General features: G+C 73.7%; 13 protein-coding genes and 1 riboswitch. Of the genes, 9 read left to right on the forward strand and 4 right to left on the reverse strand.

Annotation, left to right across the window (positions count from 1 at the left end; translation table 11 throughout):
* Nucleotides 1–229 precede the first annotated feature (229 nt).
* A complete protein-coding gene (locus ACSMXO_RS18935) occupies nt 230–1,039 on the reverse strand; it encodes an SDR family oxidoreductase (RefSeq protein WP_455418775.1) in 810 nt (269 codons plus the stop codon).
* 263 nt (nt 1,040–1,302) lie between these two features.
* Nucleotides 1,303–1,533: riboswitch (cobalamin riboswitch) on the forward strand.
* Nucleotides 1,534–1,717: 184 nt separating this feature from the next.
* On the opposite strand from ACSMXO_RS18935, the gene ACSMXO_RS18940 reads away from it, so the two are divergent.
* The 3 genes from ACSMXO_RS18940 (at nt 1,718) to ACSMXO_RS18950 (ending at nt 6,632) form a co-directional block, all read left to right on the forward strand.
* Nucleotides 1,718–4,153, forward strand: coding sequence for a ribonucleoside-diphosphate reductase subunit alpha (locus ACSMXO_RS18940; protein ID WP_455419259.1), 2,436 nt, complete (start codon nt 1,718–1,720; stop codon nt 4,151–4,153).
* A gap of 68 nt (nt 4,154–4,221) precedes the next feature.
* A complete protein-coding gene (locus ACSMXO_RS18945; RefSeq protein ID WP_455418776.1) occupies nt 4,222–5,217 on the forward strand; it encodes a ribonucleotide-diphosphate reductase subunit beta in 996 nt (331 codons plus the stop codon).
* Nucleotides 5,218–5,306: 89 nt separating this feature from the next.
* Entirely contained in the window at nt 5,307–6,632 is a 1,326-nt protein-coding gene (locus ACSMXO_RS18950) for a cytochrome P450 family protein (protein ID WP_455418777.1), read from the forward strand.
* Between the two features lie 188 nt (nt 6,633–6,820).
* Here the strand turns inward: ACSMXO_RS18950 and ACSMXO_RS18955 are convergent, their stop codons facing one another.
* The 3 genes from ACSMXO_RS18955 to ACSMXO_RS18965 are packed head-to-tail and all read right to left on the reverse strand — an operon-like array spanning nt 6,821 to nt 10,550.
* Nucleotides 6,821–9,259 (reverse strand): FtsX-like permease family protein, encoded by a 2,439-nt coding sequence (locus tag ACSMXO_RS18955; RefSeq protein ID WP_455418778.1) that lies wholly within the window; start codon nt 9,257–9,259, stop codon nt 6,821–6,823.
* Nucleotides 9,260–9,262: 3 nt separating this feature from the next.
* Nucleotides 9,263–10,000, reverse strand: a complete 738-nt coding sequence (locus ACSMXO_RS18960; RefSeq protein ID WP_455418779.1) for an ABC transporter ATP-binding protein — start codon at nt 9,998–10,000, stop codon at nt 9,263–9,265.
* Nucleotides 9,993–10,550 (reverse strand): PadR family transcriptional regulator, encoded by a 558-nt coding sequence (locus ACSMXO_RS18965; protein ID WP_346257393.1) that lies wholly within the window; start codon nt 10,548–10,550, stop codon nt 9,993–9,995. The genes ACSMXO_RS18960 and ACSMXO_RS18965 overlap by 8 nt, the downstream gene beginning before the upstream one ends.
* A gap of 336 nt (nt 10,551–10,886) precedes the next feature.
* Between ACSMXO_RS18965 and ACSMXO_RS18970 the strand changes: the two genes are divergently transcribed.
* The 6 genes from ACSMXO_RS18970 (at nt 10,887) to ACSMXO_RS18995 (ending at nt 20,738) form a co-directional block, all read left to right on the forward strand.
* Nucleotides 10,887–11,999, forward strand: a complete 1,113-nt coding sequence (locus tag ACSMXO_RS18970; protein ID WP_455418780.1) for a glycerophosphodiester phosphodiesterase — start codon at nt 10,887–10,889, stop codon at nt 11,997–11,999.
* A gap of 160 nt (nt 12,000–12,159) precedes the next feature.
* Nucleotides 12,160–13,359 carry a low temperature requirement protein A gene (locus ACSMXO_RS18975; RefSeq protein ID WP_455418781.1) on the forward strand — a complete coding sequence of 400 codons (1,200 nt, stop codon included), beginning with the start codon at nt 12,160–12,162 and terminating at the stop codon, nt 13,357–13,359.
* An 86-nt stretch (nt 13,360–13,445) separates the two neighbouring features.
* Entirely contained in the window at nt 13,446–13,892 is a 447-nt protein-coding gene (locus ACSMXO_RS18980; protein WP_455418782.1) for a VOC family protein, read from the forward strand.
* A 225-nt stretch (nt 13,893–14,117) separates the two neighbouring features.
* Nucleotides 14,118–15,515: an acyl-CoA synthetase gene (locus tag ACSMXO_RS18985; RefSeq protein ID WP_346257397.1), complete on the forward strand. Its 1,398-nt coding sequence runs from the start codon at nt 14,118–14,120 to the stop codon at nt 15,513–15,515.
* 270 nt (nt 15,516–15,785) lie between these two features.
* Nucleotides 15,786–17,090, forward strand: coding sequence for a radical SAM protein (locus ACSMXO_RS18990; RefSeq protein ID WP_346257398.1), 1,305 nt, complete (start codon nt 15,786–15,788; stop codon nt 17,088–17,090).
* Between the two features lie 363 nt (nt 17,091–17,453).
* Nucleotides 17,454–20,738, forward strand: a complete 3,285-nt coding sequence (locus ACSMXO_RS18995; protein WP_455418783.1) for a BTAD domain-containing putative transcriptional regulator — start codon at nt 17,454–17,456, stop codon at nt 20,736–20,738.
* The last annotated feature ends 5 nt before the right edge of the window (nt 20,739–20,743 follow it).

Raw genomic sequence — 20,743 nt, forward strand, 5'->3', positions numbered from 1 at the left:
CGCACGGAAACATGGAGATCCATGATTCGACGCCGAGTGTCGCCGACGTTACCAGGGGTGGCGCGGCGCTGTCTCCCCGCCGCGCGTGCGATCGGATCCGGGGCCTTTTCGGCGAAATTGTGCCTGCTCGTCGTTCCGCTCTGCGGAACGGTGCTCGCCTTGATCATCGCGTCAATCCGTTCGGTGAGCCTCGGGCACACCACACTCCCGCCGAATCCGGACGGCTGCGCTATCCCGCCTGCTCCGACGGGCCGGCAAGGTACTCGCGCCAGGTGATCCGCCCCCGGTTGCCGGTCGAGGGCACCAGCGCACCCGCCCGGAAGGCGCGGCCGAGCCGGCCCGGCACCGGCAGCCGGAGCATCCGACGCCGGATCCGCCGCGCCGCCAGCCATTCCCGGACGAGCGTGCCGCCGTCCAGTTCCGCCGGCCCGCCGAACTCCTCGGTCGCCCCGGCGGGTGCGGCGGTGACCCGCCAGCGCAGGTGCGCGGCGACGTCGGCGACGTCGACCGGCTGCGCCGTGATTCCCGGATCGACGGGCAGCACCGGCAGCCAGGCCAGCCGGGACAGCGCCTCGGCCAGGAACCCGTGGAACTGGGTGACCCGGAGCACCGTCCACGGCACCGGGCCGGCCGCGACCGCCGCCTCCGCCTCGATCTTGATCCGGAAGTACGGCCACGGCACACGGTCGGCTCCGACGATCGACAGGTACACCAGGTGCCGCACCCCGGCCCGGGCGGCGGCCTCGACCAGCCGGCGCGTGCCGGCCGCGTCGACCTGGCGGGTGTAGCTGCCCTGGTAGGGCGCGGCGGCAAGGTGGACGACCGTGTCGACCCCGTCGACCGCGGCCGGTAGCCCGTCCCCGGTGACCAGGTCGAGCCGGACCCGGCGCACCTCGCCGCCGGCCGGCCGGTCCGGGCCGGGTTTCCCGGTCGGCGCCGGCGCCCGGCCGGCGGCCCGTACGGCGTGCCCGGCTCCGGCCAGCTCCGGGGTGAGTACCCGGCCCAGCCGCCCGGTCGCCCCGGTGATCAGGATTTCCATGGATGTCTCCGCAGGTCGTCGGATCGGGCCGACCCGGACCGACGGTCGGCGGGCGGGCCACGGTGGCGTCGCGGAAAGGACGGGCGACCACCCGTCGTTGTGACCGCGCCTCGGGCCCGCGCCACGTCAATGCCGGCGGGGAACGGGCGACCGTCGCCGTCCCGCTCGTTCCACCTTCCCCCACCCGTCACATGGCGGGTGCGGGAGGATGTCGACACGCCGACACGACATCTTGGGGTATGACTTTCGGGCCGTCCCTATATATGGTGTTGATCGTAGCTGGTTCGGCCGCCGCCCGGCGGTCGAGGCAAGAGGGAACCCGGTGGGAGTCCGGGACTGCCCCGCAGCGGTGAGTGGGAACGACCGCCGTCATCACGCACTGGGTCGTCCGGCCGGAAACCGGACCGCCTGGGAAGCGACGGCCAGTAGGCGAACCCGGGTACGCCCGCGGCCGGCCCACGAGTCCGAAGACCTGCCAGCGCGCCGCGTACGAGCCCGTACGCGGCGGTCCGAGGCCGCGCGGGACGGCCGACGCCACCGACGTACGCCAGCGCGTGCCCGTCGGCGTCTCCGCGCGGGCTCCTCCACCGGAGGAGCCGAGTGCGCGAGGAGAGAGTTGTGACGGTCACCGAGGCCACGCCGAACGGGGCAGCGCCGGGAGACGCCGAGCGGTCGACGATGTCGGGAACCGCCGGTCACCGTGCCGGCCGGGACGCCGGACCGCCGCGGGTCCGGGACCGCGACGGCGGCACCGCGACGGCCGACGTCGCCACGATCGCCCGCGCGCTGCGGCACGAGGCCGACGACCTCCCCGACGTCGACCCGGTACGGGTGGCGACCCGGGCGGTCAACGGCCTGCCCGACGGGGCGACCGCCGCCGAACTGCACCGGCTCTGCGTGCAGACCGCCGCCGACCTGATCGGGGAGGAGCCCCAGTACTCCCGGTTGGCTGCCCGGCTGCTCGCCGGTTACCTCGATCAGGAGGTCCGGGGGCAGGGCGTCGGCTCGTTCAGCGAGTCGATCCGACTCGGGCACCGGCACGGCCTGATCGGCGACGAGACGGCCGAGTTCGTCCGGGCGCACGCCGACGAGCTGGACGGCGCCGTCGACCCGGCCGCCGACCGGCGCTTCGAGTACTTCGGGCTGCGGACGGTCTACGACCGGTACCTGCTGCGGCATCCGGTGGACCGGCTGGTGCTGGAGACCCCGCAGTACTGGCTGCTTCGGGTCGCCTGCGGGCTGTCCCGTACCCCGGACGAGGCGATCGGCTTCTACCGGCTGATGGCCTCGCTGGCCTACCTGCCCAGCTCACCGACGCTGTTCAACTCGGGCACCCGGCACACCCAGATGTCCTCCTGCTATCTGGTCGACTCGCCCCGGGACGAACTGGACTCGATCTACGACCGGTACGCGCAGGTGGCGCGGCTGTCCAAGTTCGCCGGTGGGATCGGCATCGCCTGGTCCCGGGTCCGCTCCCGGGGCGCGTTGATCAGGGGCACCAACGGTGCGTCCAACGGGATCGTCCCGTTCCTGCGTACCCTCGACTCGTCGGTCGCGGCGGTCAACCAGGGCGGTCGGCGCAAGGGCGCGGCCTGCGTCTATCTCGAACCGTGGCACCCGGACGTCGAGGAGTTCCTGCAACTGCGGGACAACACCGGCGAGGAGGCCCGGCGGACCCACAACCTGAACCTGGCCAACTGGATCCCCGACGAGTTCATGCGGCGGGTCGAGGCGGACGGGACGTGGTCGCTGTTCGACCCGGACGAGGTGCCGGAGCTGCCCGACCTGTGGGGTGCGGAGTTCGATGCGGCGTACCGGGCCGCCGAGGAGCAGCGCCGCTACGTCCGCCAGGTCCGGGCCCGTGACCTCTACGGCCGGATGATGCGCACGCTGGCCCAGACCGGCAACGGCTGGATGACCTTCAAGGACACCTCGAACCGGCTGTGCAACCAGACCGCCGAGTCGGGCAACGTGGTGCACCTCTCCAACCTCTGCACCGAGATCCTCGAGGTCTCCAGCGACACCGAGACCGCCGTCTGCAACCTGGGTTCGGTCAACCTGGCCGCACACCTGGCCGCCGGCCCGGCCGACCCGGGCGGTGCAGCCGCCGCACCGGACGGGATCGACTGGGTACGGCTGCGGGAGACCGTCCGGACCGCGGTGACCTTCCTGGACCGGGTTATCGACATCAACTACTACCCGAGCCGGGAGGCGGCGGCGAGCAATCCGCGCTGGCGGCCGGTCGGGCTCGGTGTGATGGGGTTGCAGGACGTCTTCTTCGCGCTGCGGCTGCCGTTCGACTCGCCGGCCGCGAAGGAGCTCTCCACCCGGATCGCCGAGGAGATCTACCTGACCGCGCTGGAGACCTCGGCCGGGCTGGCCGAGCGGTTCGGCGCCCATCCGGCGTACCCGCAGACCCGGGCGGCGGCGGGGCAGCTCCAACCCGACCTGCACGGAGTGGCCGGCCGCCAGACCGCGCGCTGGGCCGCGCTGCGCGACCGGATCTCGGCGTACGGGCTGCGCAACTCGCTGCTGGTCGCGATCGCCCCGACGGCCACCATCGCGTCGATCGCCGGCTGCTACGAGTGCATCGAGCCGCAGGTCTCCAACCTGTTCAAGCGGGAGACGCTGAGCGGGGAGTTCCTCCAGGTCAACACCGCCCTGGTGGCGGAGCTGAAGGCACGCGGGCTGTGGACGGAGCGGATCCGGACCGCGATCAAGCGGGCGGACGGCTCGGTGCAGGGCATCGAGGAGCTGCCGGCGCAGGTGCGCGAGCTGTTCCGTACCGCCTGGGAGCTGCCGCAGCGGGCGCTGATCGACCTGGCCGCCGCCCGGGCACCCTACGTCGACCAGTCCCAGTCGCTGAACCTCTTCATGGCCGCGCCCGACATCGGCCGACTCAGCTCGATGTACCTGTACGCCTGGAAGTCCGGGCTGAAGACGACCTACTACCTGCGCTCCCGCCCGGCCACCCGGATCCAGCAGGCGACGGTCGCGGTGCCGCAGGGCTCCCGACCCGCGCTCGCCGCGGTGACGCTGCCCGGCGCGGACTCCCCGGACGCGGTGTCGGCCTGCTCGCTGGAGAACCCGGAGTCCTGCGAGGCCTGCCAGTGACCTCCGCCGCCACCCCGACGACCGACCCCGCCACCACCGACCGATGCCCCAGCGACCGTGAGGGACCCATGCTGCTCGACCCCGGAATGGACCTGACCCTGCGCCCGATGCGCTACCCGCACTTCTTCGACCGGTTCCGGGACGCGATCAGGAACACCTGGACCGTCGAGGAGGTGGACCTGCACGCCGACCTGGCCGACCTGGACCGGCTCTCCCCGGCCGAGCGGCACCTGGTCAGCCGGCTGGTGGCGTTCTTCGCCACCGGCGACACGATCGTGGCCAACAACCTGGTGCTCAACCTCTACCAGCACGTCAACTCGCCGGAGGGCCGGCTCTACCTGTCCCGCCAACTCTTCGAGGAGGCGGTGCACGTGCAGTTCTACCTCAACCTGCTCGACACGTACGTGCCGGACGACGAGGAGCGGTTCGCCGCCTTCGCCGCGATCGAGAACATCCCGTCGATCCGCCGGAAGGCCGAGTTCTGCTTCAGGTGGATCGACTCGGTCTTCGAGCTGCGTGCGCTGAAGACCCGCGACGACCGCCGGGCCTTCCTGCTCAACCTGATCTGCTTCGCCGCCTGCATCGAGGGGCTGTTCTTCTACGGGGCGTTCGCGTACGTCTACTTTCTCCGCTCCCGCGGGCTGCTGCTCGGGCTCGCCTCCGGCACCAACTGGGTGTTCCGGGACGAGTCGATGCACATGGCCTTCGCTTTCGACGTCGTCGAGACCGTACGCGGGGAGGAGCCGGACCTCTTCGACGACGAGCTGCGCGGACAGGTCCGCGAGATGCTCGCCGAGGCGGTCGAGTGCGAGGTGCAGTTCGCCGAGGACCTGCTCGAACACGGAGTCTCCGGACTCTCCCTGCGGGACATGCGGGAGTATCTCCAGTACGTCGCGGACCGCCGGTTGGCCCAGCTCGACATCGAGCCGCTGTACGGGTCGGCGAACCCGTTCGCCTTCATGGAGTTGCAGGATGTGCAGGAGCTGTCCAACTTCTTCGAGCGGCGGGTCTCGGCGTACCAGGTGGGGGTGACCGGCACGGTACGGTTCGACGACGACTTCTGACCCGCCACATTGCGCGCGCGCGGCGTGCCGGTCGGCCGCCGCGCGCGTACCGGTCCGGCGGACCGCGCGGCCACCGGTAGCCTGGCCGGGTGACCGGAGCGCCGCAGACGGAAGACCGAGCCCCCCTCTCCGCCGCCTCGCTGTTCGACGCGCGGTTCATCGCCGACCCCTATCCCGGGTTCGCCGCCCTGCGCACGGCCGCCCCGGTGCACCGGCTCACCCTGCCGGACGGCGCGAACGTCTGGCTGGTGACCCGCTACGCCGACGTCCGTGCCGGGCTCGCCGACTCGCGGCTGTCGCTGGACAAGGCGAACTCCACCGACGGGTGGAAGGGTTTCTCGCTGCCGCCGGCGCTGGACGCCAACCTGCTGAACATGGATCCGCCGGACCACACCCGGATCCGCCGGTTGGTCCGGCACGCCTTCGGGCCACAGCGGATCGCCCGGCTGCGGCCGAAGATCGAGGCGGCGGCCGAGCGGCTGCTGGACCGGATCGCCGCGGCCGGGCGGGCGGACCTGGTCGCCGAGTACGCCGGTCCGCTGCCGGTCACCGTCATCTCCGACCTGCTGGGGGTGCCGGAGGCGGACCGGGCCGCGCTGCGTGGCTGGACCGACGTGATGCTCGCCCCGCCGACCGACGATCCCCGCTCGGCTGGCCGGGCGGTCCTGGCGATCCAGGACTTCCTGGTCCGGCTCATCGCCGACAAGCGACGGAACCCCGGCGACGATTTGCTCACCGCGATGATCGCGGCCCGGGACACCGGTGCGGACGACGCCGCTCGTGGCGTCGACGGTGCCGCTTCGGGCGCGCCGGATGGCCCCGGCCCGACGGCCGGCGGCGGCGCCGCGGACCCGGGCCGGCACAGCGGCGCCGACCGGTTGAGCGAGGACGAGCTGACCTCGCTCGCCTTCCTGGTGCTCTTCGCCGGCTACGAGAACTCCGTGCACGTGATCGGTACCGGCCTGCTCGCCCTGCTGCGCAACCCGGAGCAGTTGGCGCTGGCGCGTGCCGGTGCCGAGCCGTCGCCGGCCGCCGTCGAGGAACTGCTCCGCTATGAGCCGCCGGGCACGGTGGCGTTGCGCCGCTTCGCGGTCACCGATCTCACGATCGGCGGGGTCACGATCCCGGCCGGGGCCACGGTGCTGCTCTGCGTCGCCGCCGCGAACCGGGATCCCGAGCGATTTGCCGATCCGGACGCGCTCGACCTGGAGCGGCCGGACAACGCCCACCTGACGCTCGGGCACGGCATCCATTACTGCGTCGGTGCGCCGCTGGCCCGGCTGGAGGCGCAGATCGCGATCGGGGCGGTCCTGCGCCGGTTTCCGAAGCTGGCCCTGGCGGTCGACCCGGCCGAACTGGCCTGGCGGCCGTCGTTCCGGACCCGAGGGCTGAGCAGCCTGCCGGTCACCTTCTGAGCGGCGCTCACCGGCCGGGCCGCCGGCGGCGGTCATGCTCGGCCCGGGACCCGAACGGTTCGAGGGCGGGACCGGGCGCCGCGCCCACTCGTGGCGGACGGCGCCGCGTGTCATGCGTAGCCGACGGCGCCGCGCGTCACTCCTAGCCGACGGCGCCGCGCGTCACTCCTAGCCGACGGCGCCGCGCGTCACTCGTAGCGGACCAGGTCGGCGGCCCGGGTCCGGGCCAGCGGGCCGGCGGCCAGGACGCCGGCGAACGCGCCGGCCAGGGTGGTTGCCGGCACGGTCGCGGCGAGCAGCATGGCGGAGGGGAGTTCGGCGAGACCGGGACCGGCGCCGATGCCGACCAGCACCTGGTCGGTGAGCAGCCGAAACACCAGTAGACCGATCGGCAGGCCGGCGAGCGCGGCGGCGAGGCCGAGCGCGGCACCGCCGGTCGCGGACTGGGCGAGGGTCTGCCGGACGGTGAACCCGACCGCGCGGAGCACTCCGAGGGTACGCGCCCGCTCCCGGGCACCGGTCAGCAGCGCGGCGGCCAGGTTGGCCAGGCTGACCGCCAGGACGAGGGCGGCCAGCAGGCGCATCGCCACGGTGTACGTACCGAGGTCGTCGGGGTCGGACGTCCGGGCGTGCACCGTGACGCCGGGGCCGAGCCGGTCCCGCAGCGCGGCGGCCAGCGCCTCCGGCGTACCGGCCGGGCCGGCCGAGACCAGGTACGCGTCCGGCGGTACCCCCGGCAGCATCTCGGCCCGGTACATCAGCAGTTCCCCGGTGTCCTCGGTCTCGCTGTACCAGCCCACGACGGTCAGCCGCAACGGGGTGTCACCGGCCCTGACCTCGATCGTGTCGCCGACCTGGAGTCCGAACCGGCGCAGCAGGCCGTACCCGGCGATCGCCTCGCCGGGTGCCCGCAGCGGCCTGCCCTCCCGGACCAGGAACCTGGCGTCGGCCGGATCCCCACCGATCGCGCGGGACAGGAACGTCTGGTCGCCGAGGGTGGTCCGCCGGTCGAGCTGGCTGTACCAGCCGGCGGCGTCCGGGGTACCGGCCAGCGCGGCGGCCAGGGTGGCCGGGTCGGTGCCGTCCGCCACCACGACGGCGTCGTAGGGGTCACCGGTCCGGGCCGGCTCGGCGATCAGCCGGTCCACGGTGGCGGTGAAGCCGACCCCGACGACGACCGCCGCCACGGCGACCGCCAGGGCGGCGGCGGTCAGTGCCGAGCGCCCGGGACGGGTGAGTACGGCACCGAGACCGTACCGGCAGGCGGGGCCGAGCCGGAGCCGGTCGAGCATCCGGGTGACCCGGGCCGGGACCGCGCCGCGCGGCGGGGCGTTGCTCAGCACCTCGGAGACCGGTTGCCGGACCGCCCGCCAGGCCGGTAGTACGGTGGCCGCGGCGAGCACCGTGCCGACCAGCAGGGCGGAGCCGAGCAGCGACAGCGGCGCGATCCGCAGGCCCGGCCGGCCGAGCGCGCCACCGAGGCCGAGCTGGAGGAACGGGGCGAGCAGGGTGCCGGCCACCCAGCCGGCGAGTACGCCCGCCGCGCCGAGCAGCAGCGCCTCGGTGAGCAGACCGATGATCACCTGCCGGGTGGTGTAGCCGATCGACTGGAGCAGCGCGATCTCCCGCCGCCGGGCCATCAGCCGGGCGGTGGCGGTACCGGCGACCACGAACGCGGCGGCGAGCAGGACGAAGATGCCGAAGCCGGCCAGCGAGGCGCCGAAGATCCGGTCCCCGACGAGGATGTCCGCCCTGGTGTCCGGCCACGGCTGGACTCCCTCGACGCCGTTGCGGGTGCCGACCCGGGCGGCCACCGCGTCAGCCTGGCCGGGGTCGACCAGCCGGGCGACCAGCAGCGCGGTCCGCCCACCCGCCGTCGATCGACCGGTCCCGGGCGACCCGGCCGGATCACCGGCGCCCGGCGGGTCCGGGGTCGGAGCGGCACTCGGCGGGATCGGGTTCGGGCCGGCGCCCGGCGGCAGGGGATCACCGGCGCCCGTCGGTGTCGGGCCGGTCGTCGTGGTCGGACCGGCGGTCGGCTGCGGGGTGAGCGTGGCCAGGGTGGCCGGATCGACGAAGAGCCGGATCGGGTCACAGTCCGGATAGAAGCAGTCCGTCAGGTCGACCGCGGTGCCGACCACGGTCAGGGTCGCGGGCCGACCGCCGACGGTCAGCCGGACGCGGTCACCCGCGCGGATGCCGGCCTCGGCCGCGGCGGCCTGGTCGAAGACCACCTCCCCGGCTACGCCGGCCGCCGGCCACGCGCCGGTACGCAGCAGCGGCCGGCCCACCGGAGACGTACCGGTGACCAGGGTGGTGATCCGGGCGTCGACCGATTCCCGGCCGAGCGCGACCGCCGCATCGAGGTACGGGCTCACCGGGGAGGTCACCGCGAACGCCGGGTCCAGGCGTACCGCCTCCAGCGCCTCCGGAGTGCCGTAGACGACCAGGTCCGGGCGGCCGGCGTCGTGGTAGACCCGGTCCACCTCCGTACCGCCCTGATCCCGCACCGACAGCCCGGCGACCACGCCGGTGGTGGCCAGCGCGGCGACCAGCGCGGTGGCGATCGCGGTGGCCCGGTTGCCGCCGCGCAGGCCGGAGCGGGCGAGCCGGAGGACGGCGGACACGGCTCAGCCCTCCAGGTTGATCAGGTTGCCGAACGCCGGCCGGCGGGCCGAGCCGGTCAGGTCCCGCTCGTCGGCGATCTGCCCGTCGAGCATGGTCACCACCCGGTCGGCGGCCGCCGCGACCCGGTGGTCGTGGGTGACCAGCACGATGCTCTGACCCTCCTCGTGGCGTCGGCGCAGCAGGTCGAGCACGGTCTCGGCGGCGGCCGAGTCCAGTGCCCCGGTCGGCTCGTCGGCCAGCAGCACGTCGGGGCGGTGCACCACGGCGCGGGCCAGGGCCACCCGCTGCTGCTGGCCGCCGGAGAGTTCGGCCGGCGCGGCGTCGGCGGCCTCGGCGACGCCCAGCTCGTCGAGGACCTCCAGCACCCGGCGGCGCGCGTCCCGGCGGCCGACGCCCTGGAGCACGAGCGGCAGCTCCACGTTGCCGGCCACCGTCATCGTCGGCACCAGGTTGAGGAACTGGAAGACGAAACCCACATGCCGGCGGCGCAGCATGGCCCGTTCGCTCTCCGAGCGGGTGTCCAACCGGTGGCCGGCCAGCCACACCTCGCCCCGGTCGGGGCGGTCGAGCCCGCCGAGCAGGTGCAGCAGGGTGGACTTGCCGCAGCCGCTCGGCCCGGTCACGGCGACCCAGTCGCCGGCCGCCACCTCGATCGAGACGTCCCGCAGGGCGGCCAGCTCCCGTACGCCGCCGTGGTAGGTGCGTACCAACCCGCGGGCGCGCAGCAGGGGGTCACTCATCGCCGTCTCCCTTCCAGGAGGTCTTGAGGTCGATCTGCGCGAGTTGCTGCTGGCACGCCTCCAGCCAGCGCAGCTCGGCCTGAAGGTGCAGCGCGGTCGCCTGCACCAGCAGGCCGCTGACGCTCGCGGCGGCGGTGCGGGCCGCCTGCCGGTCGAGTTCCCGGAGCGCCTCCAGGCAGCGCTGCCGGTGGTCGGTGATGACCGTCCGGGGATCCACGTCGGGCAGCAGTGGCGCGGCCAGCCGGGCGGCGACCAGCCGGAGCAGCACGTCCGGCTTGACCAGCGGGGGATCCGAGGGAGCGGAGAGCCACTCGTGCAGCGCCGCCGTGCCGGGTTCGGTGAGCCGGTAGACCTTGCGGTCGCGCCGGTCGCCGCCGGACTCGGTGGTGTGTGCGACCAGCCCGTCCCGTTCCAGCCGGCCCAGTGTCACGTAGATCTGGCCGATGTTGACCTCGCCGCCGGCGTCGGCGAACAGCTCGTCGTAGCGCCGACGCAGCTCGTAGCCGTGGGCCGGGCCGGCGGCGAGCAACCCGAGCACAACGTGTTTCATCCACCGACCTCCGATGCCTAGCCGCTAAAGTTTAACCGTTAGGTATTGATGGTCAAGTCAGGCCGCGCGGCGCCGACGTGTCTTCTCGACCCCTACCCGCGCCCGATCGGGCGTGCCGGCGCGGCCGGCCGGCGATAATTCCGGTCGACCCGGGCGGACGAGGGCAGGGAGGCCGGATGACCGGGACCGATGCCGGGCCCCGACACCCCGGAGGTTCACCATCCGGACAGCCGCTGCCCGACTGCTGGTCGCCGGAGCGGGGTTGGATTCCAGGTCGATCCACGGGCGGAGCCGCGCCCAGCGGCACGGCACCGCCTCGACCGACGGGAGACGACATTGGCACGTACCCTTTCCGCGCTCGGCCTGGCCGGCGCGTTGCTGGCGACCGCCGTGGCGGTGCCGGCCAGCCAGGCCGCCGCGCACGACGACCGGGCGCGGCCGGTGGCCGGTGACCGCCCGCTGGTGATCGCGCACCGCGGCGCCAGCGGCTACCGTCCGGAGCACACCCTGGAGGCCTACCGGCTGGCGATCCGGATGGGCGTCGACTTCATCGAGCCCGACCTGGTCTCGACCCGGGACGGGGTGCTGGTGGCCCGGCACGAGAACGAGATCTCCGGCACCACCGACGTCGCCGCGCACCCCGAGTTCGCCGCCCGGAAGACCACCAAGACCATCGACGGAACCCCGGTGACCGGCTGGTTCACCGAGGACTTCACCCTGGCCGAGCTGAAGACGCTGCGGGCCAAGGAGCGGCTGCCGCAGGTACGGGTGACCAACACCGCGTTCGACGGCCAGTTGCCGGTGCCGACCCTCCAGGAGGTCATCGACCTGGCCCGCAGCGAGAGCCGCCGGCTGGGCCGGACCATCGGCATCTACCCGGAGACCAAGCACCCCAGCTACTTCCAGTCGATCGGGCTGCCGCTGGAGGAGCCGCTGGTGCGGGTACTGCGGAAGAACGGCATGACCGACAAGAAGGATCCGGTGATCATCCAGTCCTTCGAGACCGCCAACCTCCGCAAGCTGAACAAGCTGACCGACGTACGGCTGGCCCAGTTGCTGGACGCGGCCGGCCGCCCGTACGACTTCACGGTGGCCGGTGACCCGCGTACCTATGCCGACCTGGTCAAGCCGGAGAACCTGCGCTGGATCGACAGCTACGCCGACGGCATCGGGACGAACAAGAACCTGCTGGTGCCCCGGGACTCCAGCGGCAAGCTGCTCGCCCCGACCACCGTGGTCCGGGACGCGCACCGGGCCGGCCTGGTGGTGCACGCCTGGACGTTCCGGGCGGAGAACCAGTTCCTGCCGACCGACTTCCGGATCGGCACCGACCCGAACGCCCGGGGCGACATCATCGCCGAGTACGAGCTCTTCTACGGACTCGGCCTGGACGGGGTGTTCAGCGACCACCCGGACACCGCCGTAGCGGCCCGGGCCGGGCTGGCCTGACCTGGCCTGACCGGAGGAGCACCGCGAGCCGTACGGCGCCGGTGGGCGGCTGCCCCGGGCGGGTCGTCGCCCACCGGGCCGTCGTTATGCCCGAGCGGAGGCCGGCGGTCGTGGTATGACTGCCGAGTGACGGGGCAGATCGGGACAAGGCGGACGGTCCGTGGCGGCCGATGACCGACGCGGACACCTCGGCGACTCCAGAAGCCAGGGGCGGGCCACCTTCCTGGAGCTCTTCCTCGATCTGGTGTACGTCTTCGCGCTCACCCGGCTCTCCCAGCGGCTGACCGACGACTTCACGGTCAGCCGCCGGACCCTGGCCTCCGAACTGGGACAGACCCTCCTCGTCCTACTCGCCCTCTGGCAGGTCTGGCTGCTCACCGCCTGGACGACGAGCCGGTTCGACCCCCGCCGGATCGAGATCCAGCTCGTGGTCATCGCCTCGATGTTCGGTGCCATGATCATGGCGGTGTCGTTGCCGCAGGCCTTCGGGGAGCGCGGCGTGATCTTCGCCAGCACCTACGTCGCGGTCCAGATGAGTCGCCCGCTCCTTCTGCTGATGGCGCTGCGCGGGCATCCCCGCAACGCGGAGTCGATCCGGATCCTCTGCTGGACGACGATCGCCTCGGTGGGCTGGATCGCCGGGGCGCTCAGTGGCGGCACCGGCCGGGGGATCCTCTGGACGGCGGCCGTGGTCGTGGAGTTCCTCGGCGCCGCACTGCGCTGGCGGACGCCGGGCGTGGGCCCCAGCAACGCCGGCAACTGGGTCGTCAGCGCGGAGCACCTGGCCGAGCGCTACCAGCAGGTGCTGCTCATCGCGCTCGGCGAGGCGATCCTGGTCAGCGGCTTCGTGCTCAGCCCCGTCGGCTTCGCGGTCGAACGTACCGCGGTCTTCGTGGCGACCTTCGTCACCACCGTGCTGTTCTGGCGGATCTACTTCTACCGACCCGGGCCCGCGCTAGCCGAGGCCATCCGCCAGAGCCGTAACCAGCTCCGGTTCACCCGGGTCACCGGATACACCCACCTGGTCATGGTCTGCGGGATCGTCACCACCGCGGTCGGGTACGGCCTGCTCATCAACGATCCGTACGCCGAGCACGACATGGCCTGGATCGGGACCATCTTCGGTGGTCCGGTGCTTTTCCTCGCCGGGCGGATGTGGGACGAGCGCGAGGCACACCGGAAGGTCTCGGTGACCCGCTGGTACGCCCTGCTGGCGTTCGCCCTGCTCACCCCGGTCGCCCTGGTATTGCCCCTGCTCGCCGCGCCGTTCCTCGCCACCGCGGTCATGGCCGGGGTCGTGGTCGCCGACGCGCTGCGCGACCCGGGGCAGTTCGCGATCGAGCCGAATCCTCCGCTCTGACCACGAGCGCGTCCAGGAAAAGCTCGGGAGAAAGTCCAGGAGAAGTTCAGGAGAGTCCAGGAGAAGTCCAGGAGAAGGAGTCGACCATGGCGGACGAGGCACCCGACTACTTCCGGCCCGGGGCCGGGGCGGTACTCACCACCCTGCTGATCGTCCGGGACGTCGACCGGTCCCGGGAGTACTACCAGCGGGTGCTCGCCGCCACCTGCGTGCGGGAGCGCGACCCCTGCGTCCTGCGGTTCCACAACAGCTACCTGGTGCTCAACACCGAGGGCGGCCCGACCGACGACAAGCCGACGGTCAACGCGCAGGCCCCGGCCGACTCGAACACGCTCGGCTGCGCGATGAACATCCGGGTGACGGACGTCCGGCAGGTCTACGCCGAGTGGTCGTCCCGGGGCGGCGAGTTCCTCACCGAGCCGAAGGACCACGGCGCCGAGATCCGCTGCTACCTGCGGGACCCGGACGGCTACCTGATCGAGGTCGGCCAGGGCACCGGCATCCTGGCCGAACAGGACCGGGCTTCCCGCTGATCGAAGCCTCCCCGGCCCGGCGGGGTTCGGTGCCCCGCCGGTGCCGGAGGCGTCGCGGGGACGGTTCGGTGCCCCGCCGGTGCCGGATCCCGTCCGGGAGGTCGGCTCGCCATGGTCCGTCCGGTCCGCCGTCGCCGGCCGTGGTCGGAGATCTGTGATCAACGGTGGCGACGGCGGTCGACCGGAGCTGGCAGGATCGTCGTCAGTCGACGGACGGGAGGAACGATGCTGCTGCCGGCACTGGGTGGGGTATTGCCGGACCGGCCGGACGCGGTCCGGGTCGACGGTGAGGCGGCCTCCTGGGAGGAGCTCCGGACCGCCGCCGCCGGGGTCGCCGGCCGGCTGGTCGGGGCGCCGGCCGTCGCCGTGTACGCGACCGCGTCGCTCTCCGGGGTGATCGGGGTGCTCGGCGGGCTGATGGCCGGGGTACCGGTGGTGCCGGTGCCGGCCGACTCCGGGCCGGTGGAACTGGCGCACATCCTCACCGATTCCGGAGCAGCGCTGCTGCTGGCGGACACCCCGCCGCCGCACCCGGTGCCGGTGCCGGTCGAGCCGGTCCGCGCCGCCGGGTCGGCGCCGTCCGTCACGCTCCCGGAGCCATCGGGTACGGCCACCGCGCTGATTCTCTACACCAGCGGCACCACCGGGGCGCCCAAGGGCGTCCTGCTGGCCCGGGACGCGATCGCGCACGACCTGGACGCGCTGGCCGAGGCGTGGGCGTGGACCCCGGACGACACCCTGGCGCACGGGCTGCCGCTGTACCACGTACACGGGCTGGTCCTCGGCGTACTGGGGGCGTTGCGGGTCGGTTCCCGGCTGGTGCACACCGGCCGACCCCATCCCGACCGGTACGCGGCGGCCGGCGGGACGCTGCTGTTCGGCGTACCGACGGTGTGGTCGAGGATCGCGGACGATCCCGGATCGGCCCGGGCCCTGGGCGCCGCGCGGCTGCTGGTCTCCGGCAGTGCGCCGCTGCCGGAGCCGGTCTTCGCCCGACTGGCCGGGCTGACCGGGCACCGCCCGATCGAGCGGTACGGCATGACCGAGACCCTGATCACCGTCAGCACCCGGGTCGACGGCGACCGCCGGCCCGGACACGTCGGCCTGCCGCTGCGCGGCGTCGAGACCCGACTGGTCGACGACGCCGGTGCAGTGTTGCCGGCCGACGGGGAGAGCATCGGGGAGCTCCAGGTCCGCGGCGCCACCCTCTTCGCCGGCTATCTCGGGATGCCGGAGGCGACCCGGGCGTCGTACGCCCCGGACGGCTGGTTCCGCACCGGTGACGTCGCGACAGTGGGGCCGGACGGGCAGCACCGGATCGTCGGGCGGGCCAGCGTCGACCTGATCAAGAGCGGCGGATACCGGATCGGCGCCGGTGAGGTGGAGAACATGCTGCTCGCCCACCCCGGTGTCCGGGAGGCGGCGGTGGTCGGCGCCCCGCATCCGGACCTCGGCCAGGAGGTGGTGGCGTACGTCGTCGGTGACGGCGTGACCGCCCAGTCGTTGATCGACTTCGTCGCGTCCGGGCTGTCCCGGCACAAGCGGCCCCGCCGGGTGCACCTGGTCGACGCGCTGCCCCGCAACGCGATGGGCAAGGTGCAGAAGCGGCAGTTGCTCGCATAGGTGGTTGACGAGCTGACCAGGGGTGCCGCGGTCCGTGCTGGCGCGGTTGCGATCCCGCTCGCTGCCCGACCGGGTACCGCCGGCCGTGCCCGTCCACCCGGCCGCCTCGCCGACGCGTGATCCACTCGGTGGGTCCGGACCGGGCGCGGGTAGCGTGGTCGGGGGCACACCGCCGAGGAGGCGGTCGCCGGCCAGCCGGCGCGGGGTGCCATGGTGACGGCAGGCTCGTCGGGAGATCCGACGGCGTCGTAGCGGACCGGAGGAGCGCGCGTGCAGACCCGCACTGATCTCGTCGAGGACCTGATGGGGCGCTTCCCGCACATCCCGCGCGAGGCGGTCCTCAAGGAGGACCTGCTGCGCGGTGGCATGGCGTTCGACGACTCGGCGCTGACCGACAACGAGAACGGCGAGGTCAAGCCGAAGTCGTACTTCATCTTCTCCTTCGACCACCGGACCCTGCCCGAGCTGGGCTCGGCGGCGCTGCGCCGGCCGCCGGAGGAGATCGTCCTGACCGGCGGCCCGTACGAGCTGCGCCGTACGGTGGTGTCGGTGCGGGTCAACCCCGACTCGCCGTACCGGGTCAAGGACGGCGGCGACGGGGTGCTCCGGCTCTATCTCGACGACCGGCCGATCGCCGACGTCGGGCTGCCGCCGATGCCGGAGTACTACCGGCACACCCTCGCGGGCGGCAAGTCGGTGATGGAGGTCGCCCCGACCATCCAGTGGGGCTACCTGATCTACCTCACCGTCTTCCGGGTCTGCCAGTACTTCGGGGCCAAGGAGGAGTGCCAGTACTGCGACATCAACCACAACTGGCGCCAGCACAAGGCGGCCGGGCGGCCGTACACCGGGGTGAAGCCGGTGGACGAGGTGCTGGAGGCGATGGAGATCATCGATCGGCACGACACCCTCGGCGCCTCGAAGGCGTACACCCTGACCGGGGGTAGCGTCACCTCCAAGGTCGACGGGCTGGCCGAGGCCGACTTCTACGGCCGGTACGCGAAGGCGATCGAGGAACGGTTCCCCGGGCGGTGGATCGGCAAGGTCGTCGCCCAGGCCCTGCCAAAGGCCGACGTGCAGCGGTTCCACGACTACGGGATCCGGATCTACCACCCCAACTACGAGGTCTGGGACAAGCGGCTCTTCGAGCTCTACTGCCCGGGCAAGGAGCGGTACGTCGGTCGCGAGGAGTGGCACCGCCGGATCCTCGACTCCGCCGAGATCTTCGGGCCGCGCAACGTCATCCCGAACTTCGTGGCCGGGATCGAGATGGCCGAGCCGTTCGGCTTCACCACGGTGGACGAGGCGATCGAGTCGACCACCGAGGGGTTGCAGTTCTTCATGTCCCGGGGGATCACCCCCCGGTTCACCACCTGGTGCCCGGAGCCGACCACGCCGCTGGGCCGGACGAACCCGCAGGGCGCACCGCTGGAATACCACATCCGGCTGCTGGAGGCGTACCGGGCGACGATGGAGGCGAACGGGCTGAGCAGCCCGCCCGGGTACGGCCCGCCCGGTGCCGGCAACGCGGTCTTCTCGGTCAGCTCCTTCATGGACACCCTGCCGCCGAACTGACGTCCGCGGGCTGCCCCTCCGCCGACCGGCGGCGCGGGCGGTCAGCTCGGACTCGGCCGGCCCGAGGCAGATGCGATGAGCCGAGGCAGCCGCCGCCGCATCTCGGCGTCGTCGCAGTCGAACGGTCCGGCCGACCGTCGGTCGACCCGCACCGGTACGACGACTCCGAAGCTTGCCGGGCTGTTGGATCATGTCATCGAGGCGTTCCCGGGGCGGGAGGAGCGGCATGGCGCAGGTGGACGGCGCGGACCGGCGTAACGGCCCTGCCGCCGACGGGCGAGCGCCGGACGACCGCCCGGGATGCCCGCCGAGCCCGCCGACGTCGCCGGACGGCCGTCTCCGGCCGGCGGATAACCTGGTGCCGTGACCACCGGTGGGGGATGGGCACCGGCTGGCGACGGGTGGCCCGATCCGGTCGTGCTGTCCAGGCCGAGGCTGATCAGGCGCCTCGACCAGCTCTCCACCCGCCGCGTCGTGGCCGTCGTCGCCAACGCGGGCGCCGGCAAGACGACCCTGCTGCGGGACTGGGCGGACCGACGGCGGAGCGCCTGGCACACCCTCGGTCCGGCCGATCGCGATCCGCAGCAGCTCTTCGCCGCCGTCGCGGCGGCGCTGCGCTCCGCCGGCATCCAGGTACCCGTCCCGAACACCCGGGACGACCCGTCGGTACTCGCCGGACTGCTCGTCGAGGCTCTGGCCGCCGCCGGCCCGGCTGCCACTGCGACCACCGGCCCGGCTGCCGGCACCACTGTCCGCCCGGCCGGGGGCAGCATGGCCGGTACGGCCGCGGCTGTCGAGACTGTCAGCGCCGGATCGGCTGCCGGCGCCGGCCCGGCCGGGTCCGTCGCCGGGGCGATCCGCCTGGTGCTCGACGACGCACACCTCCTGGACGGCGGCCCGAGCGCGAGCCTGCTGGCGGCGCTCGCCACCCGACTGCCCGCCGGCACGGTGCTGGTGGTCGCCGGACGGGGCCCGGTGCCGTTCCCGGCCGGCCCGCTGCGATCCGCCGGCCGGCTCGGCGAGGTCACCGCGGCGGACCTCGCACTCACCCCGGCCGAGGTACGCCGGATGCTGGCTGCCGCGGGTGCGGCGGGGCAACACCCGATCGTCCGGCGCAGCGCGCTCGACTGTGCCGACTCACCCGGGGTGGTCGCCGCGATCGCCGGCCTCGCCACCGAGTGCGGTGCGGGACGGGAACACCCGGCCACCCGCCCCCGAGAGGTCGGGGCGCTGGCGCCGCCGGGCCTGGGCGAGGTCTCCTCGACGCTCGACGAAGCCGACCTGGCCGCACTCTGGACACTGTCGGCGATCCGCCGGGCCGGTCCGCCCGGCCGGGGCGCCGGGGCGTACGACCGGGCGTTGCGCGAGCTGGCCGATCGGCGCCGGCTCGCCGCCGGTCATCTCGCCCCGCTCCGGGCGACCCGGCTGGTCCTCGGTGGACCGTCCGGGATACCCGACGCCGACCTGGTGCTCGCCGAGTCGGCGGTACGCGACGGGCAGCACGACGAGGCGCTGCGCCACCTGGCGGCCGTACCGGCCGGGATGCCGCTGCCGGCGGCGCTGGCCTGGCAGCTCGGCACGCTGCTGCACCGGCGCGGCGAGTTCGACGACGCGGAGGCGCTGCTCGAACGGGCGGCCCCCGGCATCGGGGCGTCCGGGGGCGGGCCGTCCGGGCTGGCGGACCAGGCGCAGGTGATGGCGGGACGGGCGGCGGTGCGGTGGGCCCGGGGAGACGGGGCCCGGACCAGGGAACTCGCCGACGAGGCGGTCCGGTTGGCCGAGGAGAGCCGGGACGACGCGGCGATCGCGGCCGCGTACGTGGCCCGGGCGCTGGCCGCGTTCAGCGCCGGGGACCGGGCCGGCAACGAGCACGCGTACGCCCGGGCGCTCGCCGCGGCCGTCCGGGCCGGTGACCTCGCCCAGCAGTTGCGGATCCACTGCAACGTCGGCTCCCGGCTCGTGGAGGAGGGCCGGTACCGGGCGGCGACCGAGGAACTCGGCGCGGCGATCCGGCTCGGCGAGCGGACCGGGCAGCGGCTGCTGCTGGCGCTGGCCCTGCACAACCGCGCCGAGGCGTGGCTGGGGCTCGGCGACCTGGCCAAGGCCCGGACCGACTCCGACTCGGCGCTCAGCCTGTGGCAGCGCGACGGGTCGCCGCTGGCCGCGTTCGGGCTGCTGCTGACCGCTCGGGTGCACCGGGTCTGCGGCTCGACCAGCCAGGCGGTGGCCGCCTACCGGGCGGCGCTGGAGATGGCGGAACCCGACGGCAACGCGCAGGTGCTGATGGAGGCGTGTGCCGGGCTGGCCCGCACCCGCTACGCCGACGACCCGGCGGCGGCGGCCGAGTACGCCCGCCGGGCCCTGGCGATGCCGAGCGCCAACGGACCGACCGTGGCCGAACTCGCCGCCGGTTGGCTGGCACTCTGTTCGGGGGACGTCGCCTCGGCCCGCCGGCACGCCGAGCGGGCCCGGGCCGAGGCGGGACCCCGGCGCGACCCGGCCGGGCTGGCCGAGGCGATCGAACTCGCCGCGCTCGCCACCGGACTGGCCGGCCCGGCGGGTCCGGCCGCCGGCGGAAGCGGCTCCGGCGCCGGCCGGATATCGGGCCGTCCGGCGGTGGGGCTGGTCGAGGCGGCACAGATCTGGGCCGATGCCGGCAACGAGGTCGCGCTGGCCACGAACGCGCTGCTGCGGGCGCGGCTCGGGGCGGACCGGCCGGCCGAGGAGGTCGCCTACCAGCGGCTGCACCGGCTCGGCGTACGCGAGGGGGCCTGGCATGTCGCCGGGCCGCTGGCGGCGATCGGACCGGCGCCGGTGCCGGAGGTCGAGGTGCAGACCCTGGGGCACTTCGTGGTCCGGCTGGCCGGGGTGCCGGTACCGGCGGCGGCCTGGCAGTCCCGCAAGGCACGGGAACTGGTGAAGGTGCTGGCCGGTCAGCTCGGCCGGCCGCTGGGTCGGGAGACCCTGGCCGCCGTGCTGTGGCCGGAGACGGCGTCGGAGGTGGCGCTGCGCCGGCTGTCGGTGCTCGTCTCGACCGTCCGCGCCGTGCTGGACCCGGAGCGGCGACACCCGGCCGACCGATACCTGGACACCGACCCGGCCACGGTACGGATCAACCCGGACCAGGTGTCGGTGGACGCGGTGCGGTTCCACGACGCGGCCCGGTCGGCGATCGCGGCGGACGGTGCGAGCCCGCCGGACGGGCGTACCCGGGTGAACGGGGGCGCGCCGGTGGGGGAGCGGGACGAGGTGGGCGGCGTCGAGATACTGGGCCGGCTGGAGGCGGTCGCCGGGATGTACACCGGGGACTTCTGCGACGACGGCGAGGTGACCGGGGACTGGGTGGCCCGTCCGCGTACCGCCCTGGCCGAGTTGCACCGCGAGCTGATCCGCCGGTTGGCCCGCCGGTGCCTGCGAACGGGCCGGCCGGAGGCGGCGGTCGGCTGGTACCTGCGGCTGACCACCGAGGACGGCTACGACGAATCGGCACACCTGGGGCTGGTCACCGCGCTGTCGGCGGCCGGGCGGCACGGCGAGGCGGCCCGGCGCTACCAGGACTACCTCGACCGGATGCGGGAGATCGAGGTGCAGCCGGCGGCCTTTCCGGCGGTCACCGCCGCAGCCGCCGGCCCCCTGAACGATTCCTGAACCGC

It is taken from the genome of Plantactinospora sp. DSM 117369, from assembly GCF_053764795.1.